Origin of the sequence: Enterobacter cloacae complex sp. ESBL7, assembly GCF_041679625.1 — a bacterium.
Classification (GTDB): domain Bacteria; phylum Pseudomonadota; class Gammaproteobacteria; order Enterobacterales; family Enterobacteriaceae; genus Enterobacter; species Enterobacter asburiae_B.
In genome coordinates this window covers 404954-424075 of record NZ_JBGORN010000001.1, presented here as the reverse complement: position 1 = coordinate 424075, position 19122 = coordinate 404954, and the positions used below count along the sequence as shown (strand labels likewise).

Genomic DNA, 19122 nt, shown 5'->3' with positions numbered 1-19122 from the left:
GATTTTAATCAGCAAGAACAGGCCAATTATTCGGCACATTTTCATCCTTCTTTTTTTTGATTTTTTGTGCTCCATAGCAGCAGAGATACAGGGGAAATCATGCTTACGTTATTCGAACTCCTTATTGGAGTCGTCGTCATTGTCGGCGTCGCACGCTACATCATTAAAGGCTACTCGGCCACAGGCGTATTATTTGTCGGCGGTCTAACGCTGCTGATTATCAGCGCAATAATGGGGCACCAGGTGTTACCTGCCAGCGCGACCAGCACCGGTTACACGGCTACAGATATTGTTGAATACATTAAAATATTGCTCATGAGCCGCGGCGGCGATCTGGGTATGATGATCATGATGCTGTGCGGTTTTGCAGCCTATATGACCCATATCGGCGCCAACGACATGGTCGTTAAGCTTGCCTCTAAACCCCTGCAATACATCAACTCGCCGTATCTGCTAATGGTCGCAGCCTATTTCCTCGCCTGCCTCATGTCACTGGCCGTTTCGTCGGCTACAGGGCTTGGCGTACTGCTCATGGCGACGCTGTTCCCGGTCATGGTGAACGTCGGTATCAGCCGTGGCGCGGCCGCGGCAATTTGCGCGTCTCCGGCAGCGATTATTCTCTCCCCGACCTCCGGCGACGTTGTGCTGGCGGCAAAGGCGGCGGAGATGTCACTCATCGACTTCGCCTTTAAAACCACGTTACCGATCTCAATTGTTGCCATCGTGGGCATGGGGATCGCGCATTTCTTCTGGCAGCGCTATCTCGATAAGAAAGAAAACATCAGCCATGAAATGATGGACGTGAGTGAAATCACCACGACCGCTCCCGCGTTCTATGCCATTCTGCCGTTCACCCCGATCGTCGGAGTGCTGATTTTTGACGGAAAATGGGGTCCACAGCTGCACATCATCACCATTCTGGTCATCTGTATGCTGCTGGCCGCCGTGCTGGAGTTTGTGCGCGGTTTTAACACGCAAAAAGTCTTCTCGGGTCTGGAAGTTGCGTATCGCGGTATGGCGGATGCCTTCGCTGGCGTGGTGATCCTGCTGGTTGCAGCGGGCGTTTTTGCCCAGGGTCTGAGCACGATCGGCTTTATCCAGAGCCTGATTTCTATCGCCACCTCGTTCGGCTCCGCCAGTATTATCCTGATGCTGGTTCTGGTGGTGCTCACCATGCTGGCGGCGATGACCACCGGTTCCGGTAATGCGCCTTTCTACGCTTTCGTTGAGATGATCCCGAAACTGGCTCACTCCTCCGGTATTAACCCGGCCTACCTTTCCATTCCCATGCTGCAGGCGTCAAACCTGGGCCGTACCATTTCGCCGGTGTCGGGTGTGGTCGTCGCCGTTGCCGGGATGGCGAAAATCTCGCCATTCGAAGTCGTCAAACGCACCTCAGTGCCCGTTATAGTTGGTCTGATTATCGTGATTATCGCCACGGAAGTGCTGGTACCCGGCGCGGCCTAAGCTAAATTAGGGATATCCAAAAAGCGCCTGCGGGCGCTTTTTGTGCTTTAATAACTTCCAGAAATTAATCGTGCTCATTCGATCAGGAAATCATATGTTCAGGAAGGATATCGTCATCCCGTCTGGCGCAATCGCGCTTGCTCTCTGTCTCTTCTCCGCACAGGCGGAACCGCTGAAGGCAACACAGTATGGCGATTTCGATCGCTATGTGCTGGCTCTGTCCTGGCAAACCGGGTTTTGCCAGAGCATGGTCGAACGCAACCGCAATGAACCTGACGAATGTCGCCTGCAAAAAGAGCGCGATAATAAAGCCGATTTTCTGACCGTTCACGGTCTATGGCCTGGCCTGCCGAAATCTATTGCCGCACGCGGCGTGGATGAACGTCGGTGGATGCGTTTTGGCTGCGCCACGCGCCCCATTCCGAACATGCCGGAAGTAAAGGCTAGCCGCAAATGCGATGCCGCCGAAACCGGACTGTCGCTTTCCGCAGCCGCAAAGCTCAACGACGTGATGCCGGGCGCGGGCGGTAATTCCTGCCTGGAACGTTATGAATATGCCAAACATGGCGTCTGCTTTGGTTTCGATCCAGATGCCTATTTCGGCACGATGGTGCGGATGAATCAGGAAGTTAAAAACAGCGCGGTCGGTAAATTCCTCGCCGATAATTACGGGAAAACCGTCAATCGCAGCGACTTTGACAGTGCCGTTGCCAAAAGCTGGGGCAAGGAGAACATCAAAGCGTTAAAGCTGACCTGCAACGGCAATCCGGCGTATCTGACCGAAATGCAGATTTCGCTTAAGGCGGACACCATTAATAACCCGCTTTCATCGGCGTCATTTGCCCCGCAGCCACATCCGGGTAACTGCGGAAAACAGTTCGTGATTGATAAAGCCGGCTACTGATCCGCGCCCGGGCGCACCATATCAAACCGGTTTTCGTCACTGATGCCATAATACGCCGTCGGCCCACCCGCACGCAGGATGGGCTGCGCTTTCGCCGTCTGGTAAATCCCCTCTTCCAGCAGCGTTTCGGCAATATGGATACCGACCACCTCCCCCAGCACCAGCCAGGTATCGACCGGTGTGCCGTCAGCACCGGTAAGCTGAATGCACTGCGACAGGCGGCACTCAAAGTTCACCGGGCTTTCTGCGACGCGGGGCGCGTTAACCAGCTGGCTCGCCGCTGGCGTAAGTCCGGCAAAGCTGAATTCATCCCGATCGTGCGGAAGCATCGCAGAGGTTTGGTTCATCGCTTGCGCGAGATCGCGCGTCGCAAGGTTCCAGACAAATTCCTTTGTTTCGGTAATATTACGCACGCTGTCCTTCCAGCCGTTGCTGGAAAAGCCGATGATCGGCGGGCGATAGTTAAAGCAGTTAAAGAAGCTATACGGTGCGAGGTTGAGCTGACCGGCCTTGTCGCATGAGGAGATCCAGCCGATCGGACGTGGACCAATAATGGCGTTCAGCGGATCGTGCGGCAGGCCGTGCCCCTGAGACGGTTGGTAGAAGTACATAGTTCTCTCTCATTGGTGGGCGGACGCGAATAGCGCTTCGCGCAAAGCCCGGGTTCAGGACACTCAGCGTAACGTATTCCGCCCGGAATGAAGACTGAATAAATTTCAGCGAAAATTCATATGGACCATGAATGTGACCTTCATCACTTCAAACTTGCGCGCTCAGCCAGTATCATCGGGAGAGTTAAACCCTCGCTGCCAGACGGCGAGGGTTTTCTTTTGGATTGGTTTCTGCGTTACGCGCAGCATTAACGACATGGAGTAAAAATGTCCAGACCTACAATTATCATCAACGAGCTCGACGCAGAACGTATCGACAGGCTGCTGGAAAAAGCGGAGTTTGCCTCACTTCCCGTGGCCGACGCCCTGAATGAGGAGCTCGACCGGGCGCAGATGTGCACGCCTGAGACGATGCCGCATGACGTGGTCACCATGAACAGCCAGGTAAAATTCCGCAACCTGACCACCGGTGAAGAGCTGACCCGCACGCTGGTTTACCCGGCTCAGATGACCGACAGCAGCGCACAGCTTTCTGTTCTTGCGCCTGTGGGTGCCGCACTGCTGGGCCTGCGCACGGGCGATACCATCCACTGGGAGTTGCCGGGCGGCGCCTCTGCCCATCTTGAAGTGCTGGCGTTGCTCTACCAGCCAGAAGCCGCGGGCGATTACCTGCGTTAACCACTTCTGAACAAGCGCCCACCCGCTTTGCACAGAGGATGCAGCCGCATCCTCTTTCCGTAAATTCACCCCATTTTCTTATATCGCGCAAAAAGCCCTTAATCCACGCTTAATCTGTTTTGGTGCCGTGGGGACGGTCATGAGTGAGATACTGGTTATCACACTTATTTTTCTGATTATTGCGGCGATTATCGTCATGGCCGTGCTTTATCTTGAACGCCACAGCTAGGCGAGCACTTATGCAACCCCACCCGGGAAAGCGTTCACCAGGCCCTTAACTTTTTGCTCTGCGGCCTCAGGCGTTTCTGCGCCAGGGACCAGAATCACCTTCCGGCACTCCTCCTCCCGTTTTTCGAATACCTTATAGGCGCGTTCCGCATCGGCAAGGGGAAGATAATGGGTCACGATCTCTTCCGGGGTAAGCAGCCCTTTTTCGATCAGCGGCAGCAGCTCACCCAGCCAGGCATGGACGTGCGTCTGGCCCATCTTAAACGTCAGACCCTTATCAAAGGCATCGCCAAACAGGAAGCCATGAATAAACCCGGCGTACACGCCGGGTACGCTAACCACGCCACCGCGTCGAACGGCAGCAATGCACTGCCGCAGCGCTTTGCCGCTGCTGCCTTCAATTTTAAGATTGCTGAGGATCGTTTCCGTGGTGCTGCCTTTCGCTTCGAACCCTACCGCATCAATCACGGCATCAACGCCGCGCTGGCCAGCGGTCTGCTCGATGATTTTTTCCGCTGCGTCGTTATCATCATCAAAGTTGATGGGGATTGCGCCGTAACGCGCCTCGGCAAATCGCAAACGGTACGGGTGGTGATCGATAACAAAGATCTGCTCGGCCCCTAACAGCCGCGCGCAGGCAATGGTCAGGAGCCCCACCGGCCCGGCGCCGAAAACCGCAACGCTTGAGCCTTTTTCAATCTGCGCATTTTTTGCCGCCTGCCAGGCCGTGGGCAAAATATCGGAAAGGAACAGCGCCTTATCATCGGAGAGGAGTTGCGGGACCTTAAACGGCCCGACGTTGCCTTTTGGCACGCGGACATATTCCGCCTGTCCCCCCGGCACGCCGCCGTAGAGATGGCTGTAGCCAAACAGCGCGGCCGGCGCGGGGATTTGCTTTTTGTTCAGCGCGGCGCCCTGCCCGGCATTGGTATTCTCACAGGCCGCGTATTGCTGCAGACGGCAGAAGAAACAGTCCCCACAGGCAATGACAAAGGGGATCACCACGCGATCGCCTTTTTGCAAATTCTTCACCTCTGCGCCGCACTCGACGATTTCCCCCATAAACTCATGGCCAAAAATGTCGCCGTGCTGCACCTTCGGGATCTTTCCTCGATAGAGATGCAAATCGGAGCCGCAGATAGCCGTGGCCGTGACGCGCAGAATGATATCGTCGGGCTGTTCGATAATGGGATCGGGGACATTCTCGACGCGAACATGGTGCGGACCGTGATACGTAAGTGCTTTCATGCGACCTCCGAAAGGTTCCAGGTAAGTGTATAAGGGTAGCTACCCCTGAAGGTCTGCCCCGGAATACGGGCCTTTTGAGATTTATCCTGGCAACTTAAGAAAACTGACGGGGCGCTTACAGAAACCATATCTATTTTATGGTTGAATGAGTTCAGCGTTTATAAACATGGAGAAACGGGTATGTATCAGAGAATCATTATGCCGGTTGATGTTTTTGAGATGGAGCTGAGCGACAAGGCCGTACGCCATGCGGAGTTCCTGGCGCAGCAGGACGGTGTTATCCATCTTTTACACGTACTGCCGGGCTCCGCCAGCCTGAGCCTGCACCGCTTTGCCGCCGACGTGCGTCGCTTCGAGGAGCATTTGCAGCATGAAGCGGAAACTCGACTGCAAACCATGGTCAGCCACTTCAGCATCGACCCTTCACGCATCAAAGCGCACGTCAGATTCGGCAGCGTTCGCGATGCGGTAAACGAACTGGCGAACGAGCTGAAAGCAGACGTGGTGGTCATCGGTTCGCGCAACCCTTCCATTACCACGCATCTGCTGGGCTCTAACGCCTCCAGCGTGATCCGCCACACCCATATACCGGTGATGGTCGTAAGATAAAAAAAGAGGCCACCTTTCGGTGGCCTCTCGCTATTGCAGGTGTAGCCTTACTTTCTTCTGTTATGCGGTTTTGGTGCGAATCAGGTAGTCAAAGGAACTCAGAGACGCCTTCGCCCCTTCGCCCGTGGCGATAATGATCTGTTTGTACGGCACGGTGGTGCAGTCGCCCGCCGCAAACACGCCTTTCACGCTGGTTTCACATTTCGCATCGATGATGATTTCGCCCATGCGGTTGCGCTCAATCGCGCCTTCCAGCCAGGTGGTATTTGGCAGCAGACCAATCTGCACGAAGATCCCTGACAGCTGAACGCTGTGCACGTCGCCGCTCACGCGGTCGCGGTATTCCAGGCCGGTCACTTTGCTGCCGTCGCCCTTCACTTCCGTGGTCTGCGCGTTCAGTACGATGTCGACGTTTTTCAGGCTGCGAACTTTATCCTGCAGAACCTGGTCGGCCTTCATCTCTGGAGCGAACTCCAGAAGGGTAACGTGCTCAACAATCCCCGCCAGGTCGATAGCCGCTTCCACGCCGGAGTTACCGCCGCCGATCACCGCCACGCGTTTACCTTTAAACAGCGGGCCGTCGCAGTGCGGGCAGTAGGTCACGCCTTTGGTACGGTACCGATCTTCGCCCGGAACGTTCATGTTGCGCCATTTCGCGCCGGTGGCAATGATAATGCTGCGCGCTTTCAGCACCGCGCCGGACGCGGTTTCAATCTGGTGTAAACCACCCTCGACCGCTGCCGGAACCAGCTTGCTGGCGCTCTGGCTGTCAATCACGTCCACGTCGTAGTCGCTGACGTGCGCCTTCAGCGCCCCCGCCAGCTTCTGGCCTTCGGTCTTCGGCACGGAGATGTAGTTTTCGATGTCCACGGTATCGAGCACCTGGCCGCCAAAACGTTCGCCCATCAGGCCGGTACGAATACCTTTACGCGCAGAGTACACCGCTGCCGCCGCGCCCGCAGGGCCGGAACCGACGATAAGCACGTCGTAAGCATCGCGTTTGTTCAGCTCTTCCGCCGCACGTTTTTCAGCACCGGTATCCACTTTGGCTACGATTTCGGTCAGCGTCATACGGCCCTGGCCGAACTCTTTGCCGTTCATGTAGACCGCCGGAACGCCCATCACGTTGCGATCGGTGATTTCATTCTGGAAGGTACCGCCGTCAATCGCCGTGTGCTTGATGCGCGGGTTCAGAACCGACATCAGGTTCAGCGCCTGCACCACGTCCGGGCAGTTGTGGCAGGAGAGCGAGTAATAGGTTTCAAATTCGAAATCACCGTCGATATCGCGGATCTGCTCCAGCAGCGCCTGCGCTTCTTTTGACGGATGACCACCGGTCCACAGCAGCGCCAGCACCAGTGAGGTAAATTCGTGACCCAGCGGCGAGCCGGCAAAGCGCGGTCCCTGGTCGGAGCCTGGGTTGGTAATCAGGAAAGAGGGCTTACGGACCGGCAGCGCGTTGTCTTCTTTGAAGGTCACTTTCGGCGACAGCTCGGCGATCTCCGCCAGCAGTTCCTTGATTTCTGCCGATTTGGCGCTGTCGTCCAGCGTGGCAATCAGCTCAACGGGTTTGGTCAGTTTCTCAAGGTAGGCCTTGAGCTGGGTTTTCATGTTAGTGTCGAGCATTGTTCTTCCCTCTCTTAAGACGTCATCATGCAAGCTGCCTTATACGGGCGGCCTGAATGCAACTTGCATCATGGTGCTGGAATGAAATGGGCGCGGGTGCGCCCATTGATTGCCGAATGGGCAAAACTTAGATTTTACCAACCAGATCTAAGGATGGAGCCAGCGTCGCTTCGCCTTCTTTCCATTTCGCCGGGCACACTTCGCCTGGGTGAGAAGCCACGTACTGAGCAGCTTTCACTTTACGCAGCAGGTCAGACGCATCACGGCCGATACCTTCAGCGGTAACTTCGATAGCCTGGATAATGCCCTGCGGGTCAACAACGAAGGTGGCGCGGTCAGCCAGGCCTTCATCTTCACGCATGTTGTCGAAGTTACGGGTCAGGGCGCCAGTCGGGTCGCCGATCATCGCGTATTTGATTTTCGCGATGGTTTCGGAGCTGCTGTGCCATGCTTTGTGGGTGAAGTGGGTATCGGTAGAGACGGAGTAAACGTCTACGCCCAGCTTCTGCAGTTCATCGTAATGGTCTGCAACGTCACCCAGTTCAGTCGGGCAAACGAAGGTAAAGTCAGCCGGATAGAAGAAGAAGACGCTCCAGCGGCCTTCGGTATCTTTCTCGGTAACTTCGATGAACTCACCGTTTTTGAACGCCTGGTTTTTGAAAGGTTTAATTTTGGTGTTAATCAAAGACATCTGTACTTCCTCCGTGTTTTCGTTGAGGTGTAAGGTAACCAACTTTATTCATCGGGGCTAATGCGTATGCTTTATCAAATCAATCAGCCAAACCTTACAACGTCGACAAGACAACAAGGTGAACCTTTTACAGGAAAGCCTGAAAGTAAAAAGGCCGCCTCAACGGGCGGCCCTGATACCTGAATTCCCCGCAGGTACATTCAGTGCCAGCCGAAACTGGCGTTGCGTTGCGCTCTACAACCCTTTATATCAAGGCGGTAACAGCCGTTTGATTACAACACCCGCGCAGGGATTGAGCAATCCATAAGAGAGGCATTCCTGCCTATGGCTGTGATAGGTTGTGTCGAACATCATTCCGGTGCGTTATAAATTTATTTTTATTATAAAACTATCGCAATATATAAATGACAGTTGTCATTTAAAATGATTGTTCCCTTTACTAAGATAAAATTATCTCAATCGCTTTTGAAGCGCTATTTCAATAATCTGCCACCGTGATATATTAAGATGATTTAATTTAAAACTAAGAGAGCTAACCGAAAGAGTTATAAATGGTTAGCCTTAAACTATTGTTATCAGTTATATGATAACCACAGCAAACGCAGTACCTTCAGGACGAAACATGGCAAACCTGTATGACCTTAAAAAATTCGATCTTAATCTGTTAGTCATTTTCGAGTGCATTTACCAGCACCTTAGTATCAGTAAAGCCGCCGAGACGCTGTATATCACACCCTCTGCCGTGAGCCAGTCACTGCAGCGTCTGAGAGGACAACTCAACGATCCTCTGTTTATCCGTTCCGGTAAAGGGATCACCCCCACGACCGTCGGCGTCAATTTGCATCATCATCTGGAACAGAACCTGAACCAGCTGGAGCAGACTATCAATATCATGCACAGCAGCGGGTTGAAGAAGAACTTTGTCATTTATTGCCCGCATTTTATGAGTACGAAAGCAACGCTTGACCCTATAAAACTGTTGATGGAAAACCATAACTATTCAATTGAATTACATGATGTTTTTCTTTCGTCTGATTCTGCAGAAGATCTCTTAGCCTACAGAAGAGCCGACCTGATATTTTCGTTTTCTTCTTCTAACAATCATTCTGTCGCCTGTAGCCTCTACCATAAACTTCCTTTCGTCCTCGTTTGTCGGGAGGGCCATCCCCGTCTCAGTGAAAATCCCACCCGTCAAGAAATTCTGAATGAAAACTTCACCGCCTACCTGAACGATGAAAACAGCTTCAAAGACTATCAGGAAAAGGCCGAAAACCTGTTAACCGAAAGAAATATCGTCTATCGCAGCGACTCTTTTATATCCCTTCTGTCGGTGATTGGTTCGTCCGACCTCATAGGATTAGTGCCCGCACCGGCCTTCGAACAATATGGGCCAGCCCTCAACCTGCGAAAAGTGGAAACTGACATTCAATTCCCCAGCATTGATATTTACATGATGTACAATCGTTCCGCGCTCAATAGCTCGGCATTCGCGAGTTTTATTGAAGAAATATCCTTACCGTGAGATATTGCTGTGGTTCTCGCACAAAATGGGAACCACACCGTTAAAACATACACCACCGTTATAGAATTACGCGGCATAACCGTTACATATCCAATTAATTATTGACTGATATAATCCTCTTATTAGTATTGACGCTACAGTCAGGTATTTATTCCTCAGGATGAGAATAAGCATGTCAATTTATAAATACCCTTTAAATCAGGATGTTCTTACCGCTGCTCGGGAGCGAATAAAATGGACGCTCGAAAACTTACCCAGAATCTGTGTTTCTTTTTCAGGAGGTAAAGACTCCACCGTCATGCTGCATCTGGTTGCCCAGCAGGCGCGACTGATGAACATCAAAATAGATGTGCTCTTTATCGACTGGGAAGCGCAGTTTTCCCATACCATTATCCATGTGGAACATATGCGCGAGTTGTACAGCGATGTCATCGACCATTTCTGGTGGGTCGCGCTCCCCCTGACAACGCAAAATTCACTGTCGCAATTCCAGCCGGAATGGCAATGCTGGGAACCCGGCACACAATGGGTCCGCCAGCCTCCTGACGATGCGATAACCGATCTCACTTTTTTTCCCTTCTACCAGCCAGGCATGACGTTTGAAACCTTTGTCCGCGGTTTCTCCGACTGGTTCTCTCGCAATCGCCCGGCGGCGGTACTGATTGGCATCAGAGCCGATGAGTCATACAACCGTTTTCTGGCTGTCGCGTCGGCGCGTAAACAGCGGTTTGCCGACGATAAACCCTGGACAACCGTCGCACCGGGAGGACATGCCTGGTATATCTACCCTCTCTACGACTGGAAAACCGCCGATATATGGACCTGGTTCGCCAAATCAGGGGGTTGCTATAACCCACTCTATGACCTGATGTTTCAGGCCGGCGTGCCGCTACGCTACATGCGGATTTGTGAACCCTTTGGTCCTGAACAGCGTCAGGGATTATGGCTCTACCACGTTGTTGAGCCCGATCGCTGGGCGGCCATGTGTGAGCGCGTGAGCGGTGCGCGCAGCGGGGGGATGTACGCCGGACACGATAACCATTTTTATGGTCACCGAAAAATTCTGAAACCCGAACACCTGTGCTGGCGCGAATATGCCATGCTGCTCCTCGACAGCATGCCGCAAAATACGGCTGAGCATTACCGCAATAAAATCGCCATTTATCTGCACTGGTATCAGAAGAGAGGCACAGAGGAGATTCCCGATACGCAGGACGGTGATATCGGTGCCAAAGATGTTCCCTCATGGCGCCGTATTTGTAAGGTTCTCCTGAATAACGACTACTGGTGCAGGGCGCTATCATTCAGCCCAAATAAACCCAAACATTATCAGCGCTACAGCGACAGAGTGAAGGCGAAACGCAAGGAGTGGGGCATATTATGCGACAAAAACTAATCAACGAGATGGAAACGTACCTTCAGTCACTTCCCGAAGAGGAACGCATTAACGCCATAAATGCTTTTCGTGAAGCGATCCATAAACACAGTCCGTTTCGTGCGCAACCGATAGACTGCGTCCTCTGGATCAGACAGGACGCTATTACCGCTAACGACTACAACCCCAATAATGTTGCCCCGCCAGAAAAACGGCTGCTCAGTAAGTCGCTGGAACTCGATGGATTCACCCAACCTATCGTTGTGACAGAAAGTGAACCGCAACACTATGAAATTGTGGATGGTTTTCATCGCCATGAAATCGGTACAAATCGGGCGGCACTGAAGCACCAGCTCAAGGGTTATCTCCCTGTGACCTTCCTGCGCCAGGACCGACAGGATAAACATGACCGTATGGCTGCCACTATTCGTCACAACCGGGCGCGGGGTCGACACCAGATTAACGCTATGTCGGAGATCGTTCGCGAGCTGGTGCAGCTTGGCTGGAATGACGAGAGAATAAGCAAGGAGCTGGGAATGGACGGCGATGAAGTCTTGCGCCTCAAGCAAATCAACGGTCTGCTGGAGCTGTTTGCAGACCGTCGTTACTCAGAAGCCTGGACGGTGAAATAATCAGAGCGTGATCAGGCGCTCTGCCGCCGCTAGCAGCGTCGATTCCTGCTTCGCAAAGCAAAGACGAATCAGCTTATGCGGGAAGGGATCGGCGCAGAATACAGACAGCGGAATGGCGGCCACGCCCACCTCTTTCGTCAGCCACTGGCAGAAACTCACGTCGTCCAGTTCCGATATCGCGCTGTAGTCGGCGAGCAGGAAATAGGTCCCTTCTGAGGGCAAAATTTCCAGACGACTTTTGCTTAGCGCCGCCACAAACAGATCCCGACGTTCACGATAGAAGTGCGGCAGCTCGCGATAGTGCTCCGGCTCGGCGCGCAGCATATCCGCCAGCGCCAGCTGAGCCGGCGTGTTCACGGCAAAGGTCAGGTACTGGTGCACCTTGCGCAGCTCGGCGCTGATAGCCGCCGGTGCGACGCAGTAGCCCACTTTCCAGCCGGTCATATGGTAAGTCTTACCGAATGACGAGACGGCGATAGCACGCTCGCGAAGCTGCGGATGGGCCAGCACGCTGGCGTGTCCTTCTTCTGCAAAGCAGATGTGCTCGTAGACTTCATCGCTCAGCACGTAAATTTCACGTTCCGCAATCGCCTGCCACAGCACGGCGAAATCGGTCTTTTGCCACACCGTCGCCGACGGGTTGTGCGGGGTATTCAGGATCACCAGGCGGGTTTTGTCGCTCAGCAGCGCAGCAAACGCCTGCCAGTCAGGGCGAAAATGCGGCGGCTGAAGCGCCACGCGCTTCACCACACCGCCGGAGAGTTCAACTGCAGGCGCATAGCTGTCGTAGCTCGGATCAAAGCAGATAACTTCATCGCCCGTACGCACCAGCGCGGTGATTGCCGCATAGAGCGCTTCGGTCGCCCCTGCCGTCACCGTAATGTCGCTGTTCGCATCGGGCTTATGGCCGTACAGCTCCGCCGTTTTATCCGCAATGGCTTCCCGCAGCGCCTGCACGCCCGTCATCGGCGCATACTGATTCGCCCCCTGCGCCACGTGGTACGCCAGGCGCTCCTGCAGATAGGTCGGGCCGTCGAAATCCGGGAATCCCTGAGAAAGGTTAATGGCGTTGTGCTGCTGCGCCAGAGCGCTCATCTGCGTAAAGATGGTAGTACCGAGATTGGGAAGTTTACTCTGAGGAATCAATGCTTTATTGCTCATTGTGTCGTGCCTGCTTGTAATACTTATGTTGCTGCCACTATAACACGATGTTAGTCTTTGGCAATCAAGACGCTTAGACGTCTATACCCTAAATAATTCGAGTTGCAGGAAGGCGGCAAGGGAACGAATCCCCGGGAGCGTACATAAGTACGTGACTGGGATGAGTGAGTGCAGCCAACGCACCTGCAACTTGAAGTATGACGGGTATAAACCATATGAATATTCCTGGCCGCGAGGGTAAAAGGAAATGACAGACAACCTGCAACTCACACATCTGGTCGACGCCTGCCGCTGGATTGGCGCCAAAGGCTGGGCCCCCGCCACCGGGGGCAACATGTCGGTGCGTCAGGACGAACGACTCTGCTGGCTCAGCGAATCCGGAAAAGACAAAGGCAGCCTGACAACGGCAGATTTTCTGCAGGTTGAAATCGCCACCAACCGCGCGCCGTCTGGCCGCAGGCCGTCGGCTGAAACCGGTCTTCACACGCTGATTTATCGCCTGTTCCCGGAAGCCAACGCCGTCCTGCACGTTCATACCGTCAACGCCACGGTGCTGTCGCGTCTGGTCAAAGAAGCCGAGCTCAACATCAGCGGCTTTGAGATGCAAAAATCCCTCACCGGGCAGACCACGCATCAGGATACGGTGGCTATCCCGGTCTTCGATAACGACCAGGATATTGACGCCCTCGCCTCCCGAATCGCCCATTACGCTAAGGAACGCCCGCTTAATTATGGTTTTCTTCTGCGCGGTCATGGCTTAACCTGCTGGGGACGCGACGTGGCCGAGGCCCGCCGTCATCTGGAAGGACTAGAATTCTTATTTGAATGCGAAATGCGTTTACGACAACTGGAGAGAGTATGATTCGCGCGATTGTGACGGATATTGAAGGGACCACCAGCGATATCCGTTTTGTCCATGACGTTTTGTTCCCCTACGCGCGTGAGCGGCTGGCGGCCTTCGTGACCGCGCAGCAGTACGCCGAGCCGGTCAAATCCATTCTGGACAACCTGCGTGATGAAATCGGTAACCCGCATGCCAGCGTCAGCGAGCTTATCGAGGCCCTTTTTGCCTTTATGGATGAGGACCGCAAATCCACGGCGCTCAAAGCCCTGCAGGGGATCATCTGGCATGACGGCTACGTGAACGGCGACTTTACCGGCCACCTCTACCCGGACGTACTGCCTGCGCTGGAAAAGTGGAAAGCGCAAGGGATTGATCTCTATGTTTATTCCTCTGGCTCCGTCGCCGCGCAGAAACTGTTATTTGGCTACAGCGACGAAGGTGATATTACTCATCTGTTCAGCGGCTATTTTGATACCCACATCGGCGCCAAGCGCGAGGTGCAGTCCTATCAGAACATTGCGGCACAAACGGGCATCGCCCCGTCGCAGATCCTGTTCCTGTCCGATATTCATCAGGAGCTGGACGCGGCTGAACAGGCAGGTTTTCGCACCCTGCAGCTGATTCGCGGTGATGATGACGGCGCAAGCCATCACCATCAGGTCCACCAGTTTGACGAGATTAATCCGGAGCAGATCCCTTCATGAGCGCATTGACCATTTATTCCGATAAAGACGCCAGTCAACACCAGTGGCACAGCACCGACGCCGCCGAGATCGCCCAGCAGCTCAACGCCAAAGGCGTGCGGTTTGAACGCTGGGCGGCGGATCGCGATTTAGGACACGATCCCGCACCTGAAGCCGTGATCGAGGCGTATCAGCATGCGATCGACAAGCTGGTGGCGGAAAAAGGCTACCAAAGCTGGGACGTGATCAGCCTGCGCGCCGACAACCCTCAGAAAGAGGCGCTGCGCGCGAAGTTCCTGAACGAACACACCCACGGCGAAGACGAAGTGCGCTTCTTCGTGGAAGGCGCGGGGCTGTTCTGCTTGCACATTGGCGATGAGGTGTATCAGGTGCTGTGCGAGAAAAACGACCTGATTTCCGTTCCCGCGGGCACGCCGCACTGGTTTGATATGGGCTCAGAGCCGAACTTTACGGCGATCCGTATTTTCGATAACCCGGAAGGCTGGGTGGCGCAGTTTACGGGCGATGCCATCGCGGATGCGTATCCACGGTTGGCATAGGTAAAAGCAAAACGGCAGCTAGAGCTGCCGTTTTTAGTGTTTGCTCCCTCTCCCTGTGGGAGAGGGTCGGGGTGAGGGCATCAGGCCGCTCGAGCTTCAACGCTCCAGTCCTTTCACATAACCCACCAGCTGATCCAGCACAATCCCCCACCCTTCGTGGAAGCCCATCTGTTCATGCTGCTCGCGGATTTCCTTCGTCGGATGACGCGCAATCGCCGTGTAGCGGGTCTTGCCCTCGCCCACATCCTCCAGCAGCAGGATCGCCGTCATAAACGGCTTCTCGGCCGGTTTCCAGCCTTCGGTATAGCCGTCGGTAAAGACCAGCTTTTGACCGGGATCGATTTCCAGGAAGACGCCCCGGTTATCCATCCGCTGCCCGTCCACCTCAAACACGGTGTTGAACCGCCCGCCCACGCGGAGATCGAGATCGCATTCGGTCACCTTATGGGGAGCAGGAATGAAGAAGTTTTTGATGTGCTCCGGCGTGGTCCAGCACAGCCACAGCAGGTCGCGCGGTGCATCCACCACGCGCTCCAGTTTTAAGTCTGTTTCAGGATCGAGCGTCACGATATTGTCCTCTCAAGGGAACCCCTTAAAGGATAGCCGGACTCAGGCGAATTTCCCGTTTGCCACCGCTTCCGGCGTGACTACGCCCGTATCCAGCACCCAGCCGCTAATCAGCGAGGCAGGTGCGACGTCAAACGCCGGGTTATAGACCTGCGCGTTTTCCGGCGCCCACTGCACCGCGCCAAAGCTTCCGGCCACGCCCGTCACCTCGCTGGCGGCGCGCTGCTCAATCGGGATCGCGTCCCCGTTCGGGCAGTCCGGATCGAGGGTCGTTTGCGGGGCGGCAACGTAGAACGGAATGCCGTGGAACTTCGCCAGCACCGCCAGGGAATAGGTGCCGATCTTGTTCGCCACGTCCCCGTTGGCGGCAATGCGGTCTGCGCCCACCCACACGGCGTCCACCAGCCCTTTTGCCATCAGGCTGGCGGCCATGGAATCGGTAATCAGCTGATACGGCACGCCCAGCTCGCCAAGCTCCCACGCGGTCAATCTGCCGCCCTGCAGCAGCGGACGGGTTTCATCCACCCAGACGTTGCTGACGTTACCCTCCTGATGCGCGCGGGCAATCACGCCCAATGCGGTGCCAACGCCCGCCGTTGCCAGCCCGCCGGTGTTGCAGTGGGTCAGCAGACGGCTGCCGGGCTTCACCAGCGCGCTGCCGGCTTTGGCAATCGCGTCGCAAAGACGTTTGTCTTCGTCAATCAGGCGCAGCGCTTCGGCCACCAGCGCCGGAACATACTCTTCCTGCCACAGGGCGAGCTTCATGCGGTCGAGATTGTTCATCAGGTTCACCGCCGTCGGGCGGGATGCGCGCAGGGTTTCCAGCGCCGCCGCCAGCTCGTCGCGGCTTTTGCCGTTTTCCGCCAGCAGCGCCAGCAGCAGGCTTGCAGAGAGACCAATCAGCGGCGCGCCGCGCACGCGCAGGGCGTGGATATGCCCGACCAGCGCCTCTACCGTCGAGGCATCCAGCCAGCGTTTCTCCTGCGGAAGCGCCTGCTGATCGAGAATAAAGAGCTGATTATCCGCCACCCGCAGGCTGGTCGTCTGTAATGTCTGCATGTCGTTAATTCCCTGTTGCGTTGTTGTAGCACATTGTGTCAGGATGAAATCCAGATGTATAGACGTCTACATGTCTTAATTAGAAAACTCGTGAGGAGCAGGCCATGTCGCAATACCGTACCTTTACCGCTCAGGACGCCGTGGAGTATGCCAGGCAGTTTGGCGGACTTGACGATCCTTCATCGCTGGTAGAGGCGCAGGAAGTAGGCGACGGCAACCTCAATCTGGTATTCAAAATTTTCGACGGCGCGGGCGTGAGCCGCATCGTCGTTAAGCAGGCGCTGCCCTACGTCCGCTGCGTCGGCGAGTCCTGGCCGCTGACGCTGGACCGCGCCCGCCTTGAAGCGCAAACGCTGGTCGAGCACTACCAGCACAGCCCGCAGCACACCGTGAAAATCCACCACTTCGACCCGGAGCTGGCGGTGATGGTGATGGAAGACCTCTCCAGCCATCGCATCTGGCGCGGCGAGCTGATTAAAAACATTTACTACCCGCAGGCGGCCCGTCAGCTGGGCGAATACCTCGCGCACGCGCTGTTCCACACCAGCGATTTCTACCTGCACCCGCACGCGAAAAAAGCGCAGGTGGCGAAATTCATCAACCCAGAGATGTGCGAGATCACCGAAGATCTGTTCTTCAACGATCCGTACCAGATCCACGAACGCAACAGCTACCCGGCCGAGCTGGAAAATGACGTCGCGGCCCTGCGCGACGACGCTCAGCTTAAAATTGCCGTGGCCTCCCTGAAGCACCGCTTCTTCTCGCACGCCGAAGCGCTCCTGCACGGCGATATTCACAGCGGCTCGATTTTTGTGGCTGACGGCAGCCTGAAGGCCATCGACGCCGAGTTCGGCTACTTTGGCCCGATTGGCTTTGACGTCGGTACCGCCATCGGCAACCTGCTGCTGAACTTCTGCGGCCTGCCGGGGCATCTGGGCATTCGCGATGCCGCCGCCGCGCGCGAGCAGCGCCTGACCGATATTCAGGAGCTGTGGAACACCTTCGCGGAACGCTTCCAGGCGCTGGCAAACGAGAAAACGCGCGACGCCGCGCTCGGCGCGCCGGGCTATGCCTCCGCGTTCCTGAAAAAGGTCTGGCATGACGCCATCGGCTTCTGCGGCACCGAGCTCATTCGCCGCAGCGTCGGGCTTTCCCACGTCGCGGATATCGACACCATCCAGGACGAGGCGATGCGCCACGAGTGCCTGCGCCACGCGATAACGCTCGGTAAAGCGCTGATTGTCATTGCCGACCGCATCGACAGCGCCGAAGATCTGGTGGCACGGGTGCGTCAGTACAGCTGATTACATTTGGTTTTCTCCCTCTCCCTGTGGGAGAGGGACGGGATGAGGGCATCAAACCGCACTCATCCCAGATACTCAATCACCGACAGCCCGCCGTTATAATCCGTGCTGTAAATTATCCCCTGCGCATCCACAAACACGTCGCACGACTGGATCACCTGCGGGCGATTCGGCCTCGTGTCCATCATTCTCTCCGGCGCGGCGGGCACCAGCGCACCGGTTTCCACCGGTCGATACGGATTGGAAATGTCATATGCGCGCACGCCCGCGTTCTGATAGGTCGCAAAAATCAGCGTCGAGCTGATAAAGCTCCCCGGCCGGTTCTCATGCAGATTATGCGGGCCAAAATGCGCCCCTTTCGCCACGTAGTCGGTTTCATCCGGCTGCGGGAAGGTCGAGATGCTGACCGGGTTCGACGGCTCGCGGATATCAAACAGCCAGATCAGCTTTTCGCCGTCCTCCTGGTTATCGAGCACCGCTTCGTCCAGCACCACCAGCAAATCGCGGTCCGGCAGCGGCAGCGCGGTGTGCGTCCCGCCGCCAAACGGCGGACTCCAGTTGCGGTGGCTAATCAGCTTCGGCCGGGTGCGGTCCTTCACGTCCAGCAGCGTCAGGCCGCCGTCGCGCCAGCTGCCGTAGGCGGTATCGCCCGCGATAATCGCGTGATGCAGCGCGTAGCGTTTCCCTTCCGGCCAGTTCGGCTTCTCCCCTTCGGCCTGGTTCATCCCCGGCAGCCACCAGCGCCCCGCCACTTCAGGCTTACGCGGATCGGCCAGATCGATGGTCAGGAAAATGTAGTCGGTAAAGCCGTCGATCAGCGCTGACACATACGCCCAGCGGCCGCCGACGTACCAGATGCGGTGGATGCCGATGCCGCTCAGCGACAGAAAGCCGATTTCGCGCGGCCTGTCGGGCGTGGAGATATCAAACACCCGCAGCCCGGCGCTCCAGCCTTTGTCCTGCACATCGCTGACGGTCTCCCCCACCTGGCGTGTGTAGTAGACCTTCTCGTCGGCAAAGCGGGCATCGGCAAACAGATCCCGGGCGTTAATCACCAGCAGCAGGTCGTCATGCGCCTGCAGGTGCACGTTCCAGGTGCCGGGCGGCGCGGGCACGTAGCCCGCCGCTTTCGGGTTTTTCGGGTCGCGCACGTCGACAATCGAAAAGCCCTGCGACACCATATGGCCGATATAGGCGAAACCGCGATGGACCATCAGCTGCACGCCGTCCGGGCGACCGCCCTGATCGCTATGGCCAATCAGCCGCATATTGTGGCTGTATTCTGGAAGGGGTACTTGCGTCACCTGTTAGCTCCTTTGGGTTTTCCCCCTCTCCCTGCGGGAGAGGGCCGGG

The 19122-nt window shown here is 55.8% G+C and carries 20 protein-coding genes; 12 read left to right on the top strand and 8 right to left on the bottom strand.

The annotated features are described in order from the left end of the window. Nucleotides 1–99: 99 nt before the first annotated feature. The gene (gene dcuC / locus ACERY3_RS02055; protein ID WP_023310737.1) at nt 100–1467 is read left to right on the top strand and encodes an anaerobic C4-dicarboxylate transporter DcuC; all 1368 of its coding nucleotides are present in this window, start codon (nt 100–102) and stop codon (nt 1465–1467) included. A gap of 94 nt (nt 1468–1561) precedes the next feature. Next, nucleotides 1562–2371, top strand: a complete 810-nt coding sequence (gene rna / locus ACERY3_RS02050) for a ribonuclease I (RefSeq protein ID WP_058841805.1) — start codon at nt 1562–1564, stop codon at nt 2369–2371. Here rna and ACERY3_RS02045 read toward each other — a convergent pair. Beyond that, a complete protein-coding gene (locus ACERY3_RS02045) occupies nt 2365–2982 on the bottom strand; it encodes a flavin reductase family protein (protein ID WP_023310735.1) in 618 nt (205 codons plus the stop codon). The genes rna and ACERY3_RS02045 overlap by 7 nt on opposite strands. A gap of 267 nt (nt 2983–3249) precedes the next feature. Here ACERY3_RS02045 and rnk point away from each other — a divergent pair, with 267 nt between their 5' ends. Both rnk and yldA read left to right on the top strand, forming a co-directional pair. Next, a complete protein-coding gene (rnk, locus tag ACERY3_RS02040; RefSeq protein WP_023310734.1) occupies nt 3250–3660 on the top strand; it encodes a nucleoside diphosphate kinase regulator in 411 nt (136 codons plus the stop codon). A gap of 139 nt (nt 3661–3799) precedes the next feature. Then, nucleotides 3800–3889, top strand: a complete 90-nt coding sequence (gene yldA / locus ACERY3_RS02035; protein ID WP_272481390.1) for a small membrane protein YldA — start codon at nt 3800–3802, stop codon at nt 3887–3889. 8 nt (nt 3890–3897) lie between these two features. Here yldA and ACERY3_RS02030 read toward each other — a convergent pair whose 3' ends face one another. Then, entirely contained in the window at nt 3898–5136 is a 1239-nt protein-coding gene (locus ACERY3_RS02030) for a zinc-dependent alcohol dehydrogenase (protein ID WP_032661072.1), read from the bottom strand. A gap of 180 nt (nt 5137–5316) precedes the next feature. Between ACERY3_RS02030 and uspG the strand changes: the two genes are divergently transcribed. Then, complete coding sequence (gene uspG / locus ACERY3_RS02025) at nt 5317–5745, top strand: universal stress protein UspG (protein ID WP_058841804.1); 429 nt, start codon at nt 5317–5319, stop codon at nt 5743–5745. Between the two features lie 60 nt (nt 5746–5805). Here the strand turns inward: uspG and ahpF are convergent, their stop codons facing one another. Beyond that, nucleotides 5806–7371 (bottom strand): alkyl hydroperoxide reductase subunit F, encoded by a 1566-nt coding sequence (ahpF, locus tag ACERY3_RS02020; RefSeq protein ID WP_047061336.1) that lies wholly within the window; start codon nt 7369–7371, stop codon nt 5806–5808. Between the two features lie 127 nt (nt 7372–7498). Beyond that, nucleotides 7499–8062, bottom strand: coding sequence for an alkyl hydroperoxide reductase subunit C (gene ahpC / locus ACERY3_RS02015; protein ID WP_008501015.1), 564 nt, complete (start codon nt 8060–8062; stop codon nt 7499–7501). 622 nt (nt 8063–8684) lie between these two features. On the opposite strand from ahpC, the gene ACERY3_RS02010 reads away from it, so the two are divergent. The 3 genes from ACERY3_RS02010 (at nt 8685) to ACERY3_RS02000 (ending at nt 11591) form a co-directional block, all read left to right on the top strand. After that, nucleotides 8685–9584: a LysR family transcriptional regulator gene (locus tag ACERY3_RS02010; protein ID WP_373224984.1), complete on the top strand. Its 900-nt coding sequence runs from the start codon at nt 8685–8687 to the stop codon at nt 9582–9584. Nucleotides 9585–9756: 172 nt separating this feature from the next. Then, a complete protein-coding gene (locus ACERY3_RS02005; protein ID WP_373224983.1) occupies nt 9757–10980 on the top strand; it encodes a phosphoadenosine phosphosulfate reductase in 1224 nt (407 codons plus the stop codon). Next, a complete protein-coding gene (locus ACERY3_RS02000) occupies nt 10965–11591 on the top strand; it encodes a ParB/RepB/Spo0J family partition protein (RefSeq protein ID WP_033144915.1) in 627 nt (208 codons plus the stop codon). The genes ACERY3_RS02005 and ACERY3_RS02000 overlap by 16 nt, the downstream gene beginning before the upstream one ends. Here the strand turns inward: ACERY3_RS02000 and ACERY3_RS01995 are convergent, their stop codons facing one another. Beyond that, a complete protein-coding gene (locus ACERY3_RS01995) occupies nt 11592–12752 on the bottom strand; it encodes a pyridoxal phosphate-dependent aminotransferase (RefSeq protein WP_373224982.1) in 1161 nt (386 codons plus the stop codon). Nucleotides 12753–12999: 247 nt separating this feature from the next. Between ACERY3_RS01995 and ACERY3_RS01990 the strand changes: the two genes are divergently transcribed. Genes ACERY3_RS01990 through ACERY3_RS01980 form a run of 3 tightly spaced genes read left to right on the top strand, consistent with a single transcriptional unit; the run spans nt 13000 to nt 14839 of the window. Then, on the top strand, nt 13000–13614 hold the full coding sequence (locus ACERY3_RS01990) for a methylthioribulose 1-phosphate dehydratase (protein ID WP_058841799.1): 615 nt from the start codon (nt 13000–13002) through the stop codon (nt 13612–13614). Beyond that, on the top strand, nt 13611–14300 hold the full coding sequence (mtnC, locus tag ACERY3_RS01985) for an acireductone synthase (protein ID WP_029740121.1): 690 nt from the start codon (nt 13611–13613) through the stop codon (nt 14298–14300). Before ACERY3_RS01990 ends, mtnC begins: the two co-directional genes overlap by 4 nt. Next, entirely contained in the window at nt 14297–14839 is a 543-nt protein-coding gene (locus ACERY3_RS01980) for an acireductone dioxygenase (RefSeq protein WP_015571163.1), read from the top strand. The genes mtnC and ACERY3_RS01980 overlap by 4 nt, the downstream gene beginning before the upstream one ends. Nucleotides 14840–14935: 96 nt before the next feature. On the opposite strand, the gene ACERY3_RS01975 is transcribed toward ACERY3_RS01980, so the two are convergent. Together ACERY3_RS01975 and mtnA are read right to left on the bottom strand one after the other, a co-directional pair. Continuing rightward, nucleotides 14936–15406 (bottom strand): SRPBCC family protein, encoded by a 471-nt coding sequence (locus tag ACERY3_RS01975; protein ID WP_033144910.1) that lies wholly within the window; start codon nt 15404–15406, stop codon nt 14936–14938. Nucleotides 15407–15448: 42 nt separating this feature from the next. Then, entirely contained in the window at nt 15449–16465 is a 1017-nt protein-coding gene (gene mtnA / locus ACERY3_RS01970) for an S-methyl-5-thioribose-1-phosphate isomerase (protein WP_373224981.1), read from the bottom strand. Between the two features lie 104 nt (nt 16466–16569). Here mtnA and mtnK point away from each other — a divergent pair, with 104 nt between their 5' ends. Continuing rightward, nucleotides 16570–17769 carry an S-methyl-5-thioribose kinase gene (mtnK, locus tag ACERY3_RS01965; protein WP_033144908.1) on the top strand — a complete coding sequence of 400 codons (1200 nt, stop codon included), beginning with the start codon at nt 16570–16572 and terminating at the stop codon, nt 17767–17769. 62 nt (nt 17770–17831) lie between these two features. On the opposite strand, the gene ACERY3_RS01960 is transcribed toward mtnK, so the two are convergent. Continuing rightward, nucleotides 17832–19073 (bottom strand): LVIVD repeat-containing protein, encoded by a 1242-nt coding sequence (locus tag ACERY3_RS01960; RefSeq protein ID WP_373224980.1) that lies wholly within the window; start codon nt 19071–19073, stop codon nt 17832–17834. Between the last annotated feature and the right edge of the window lie 49 nt (nt 19074–19122).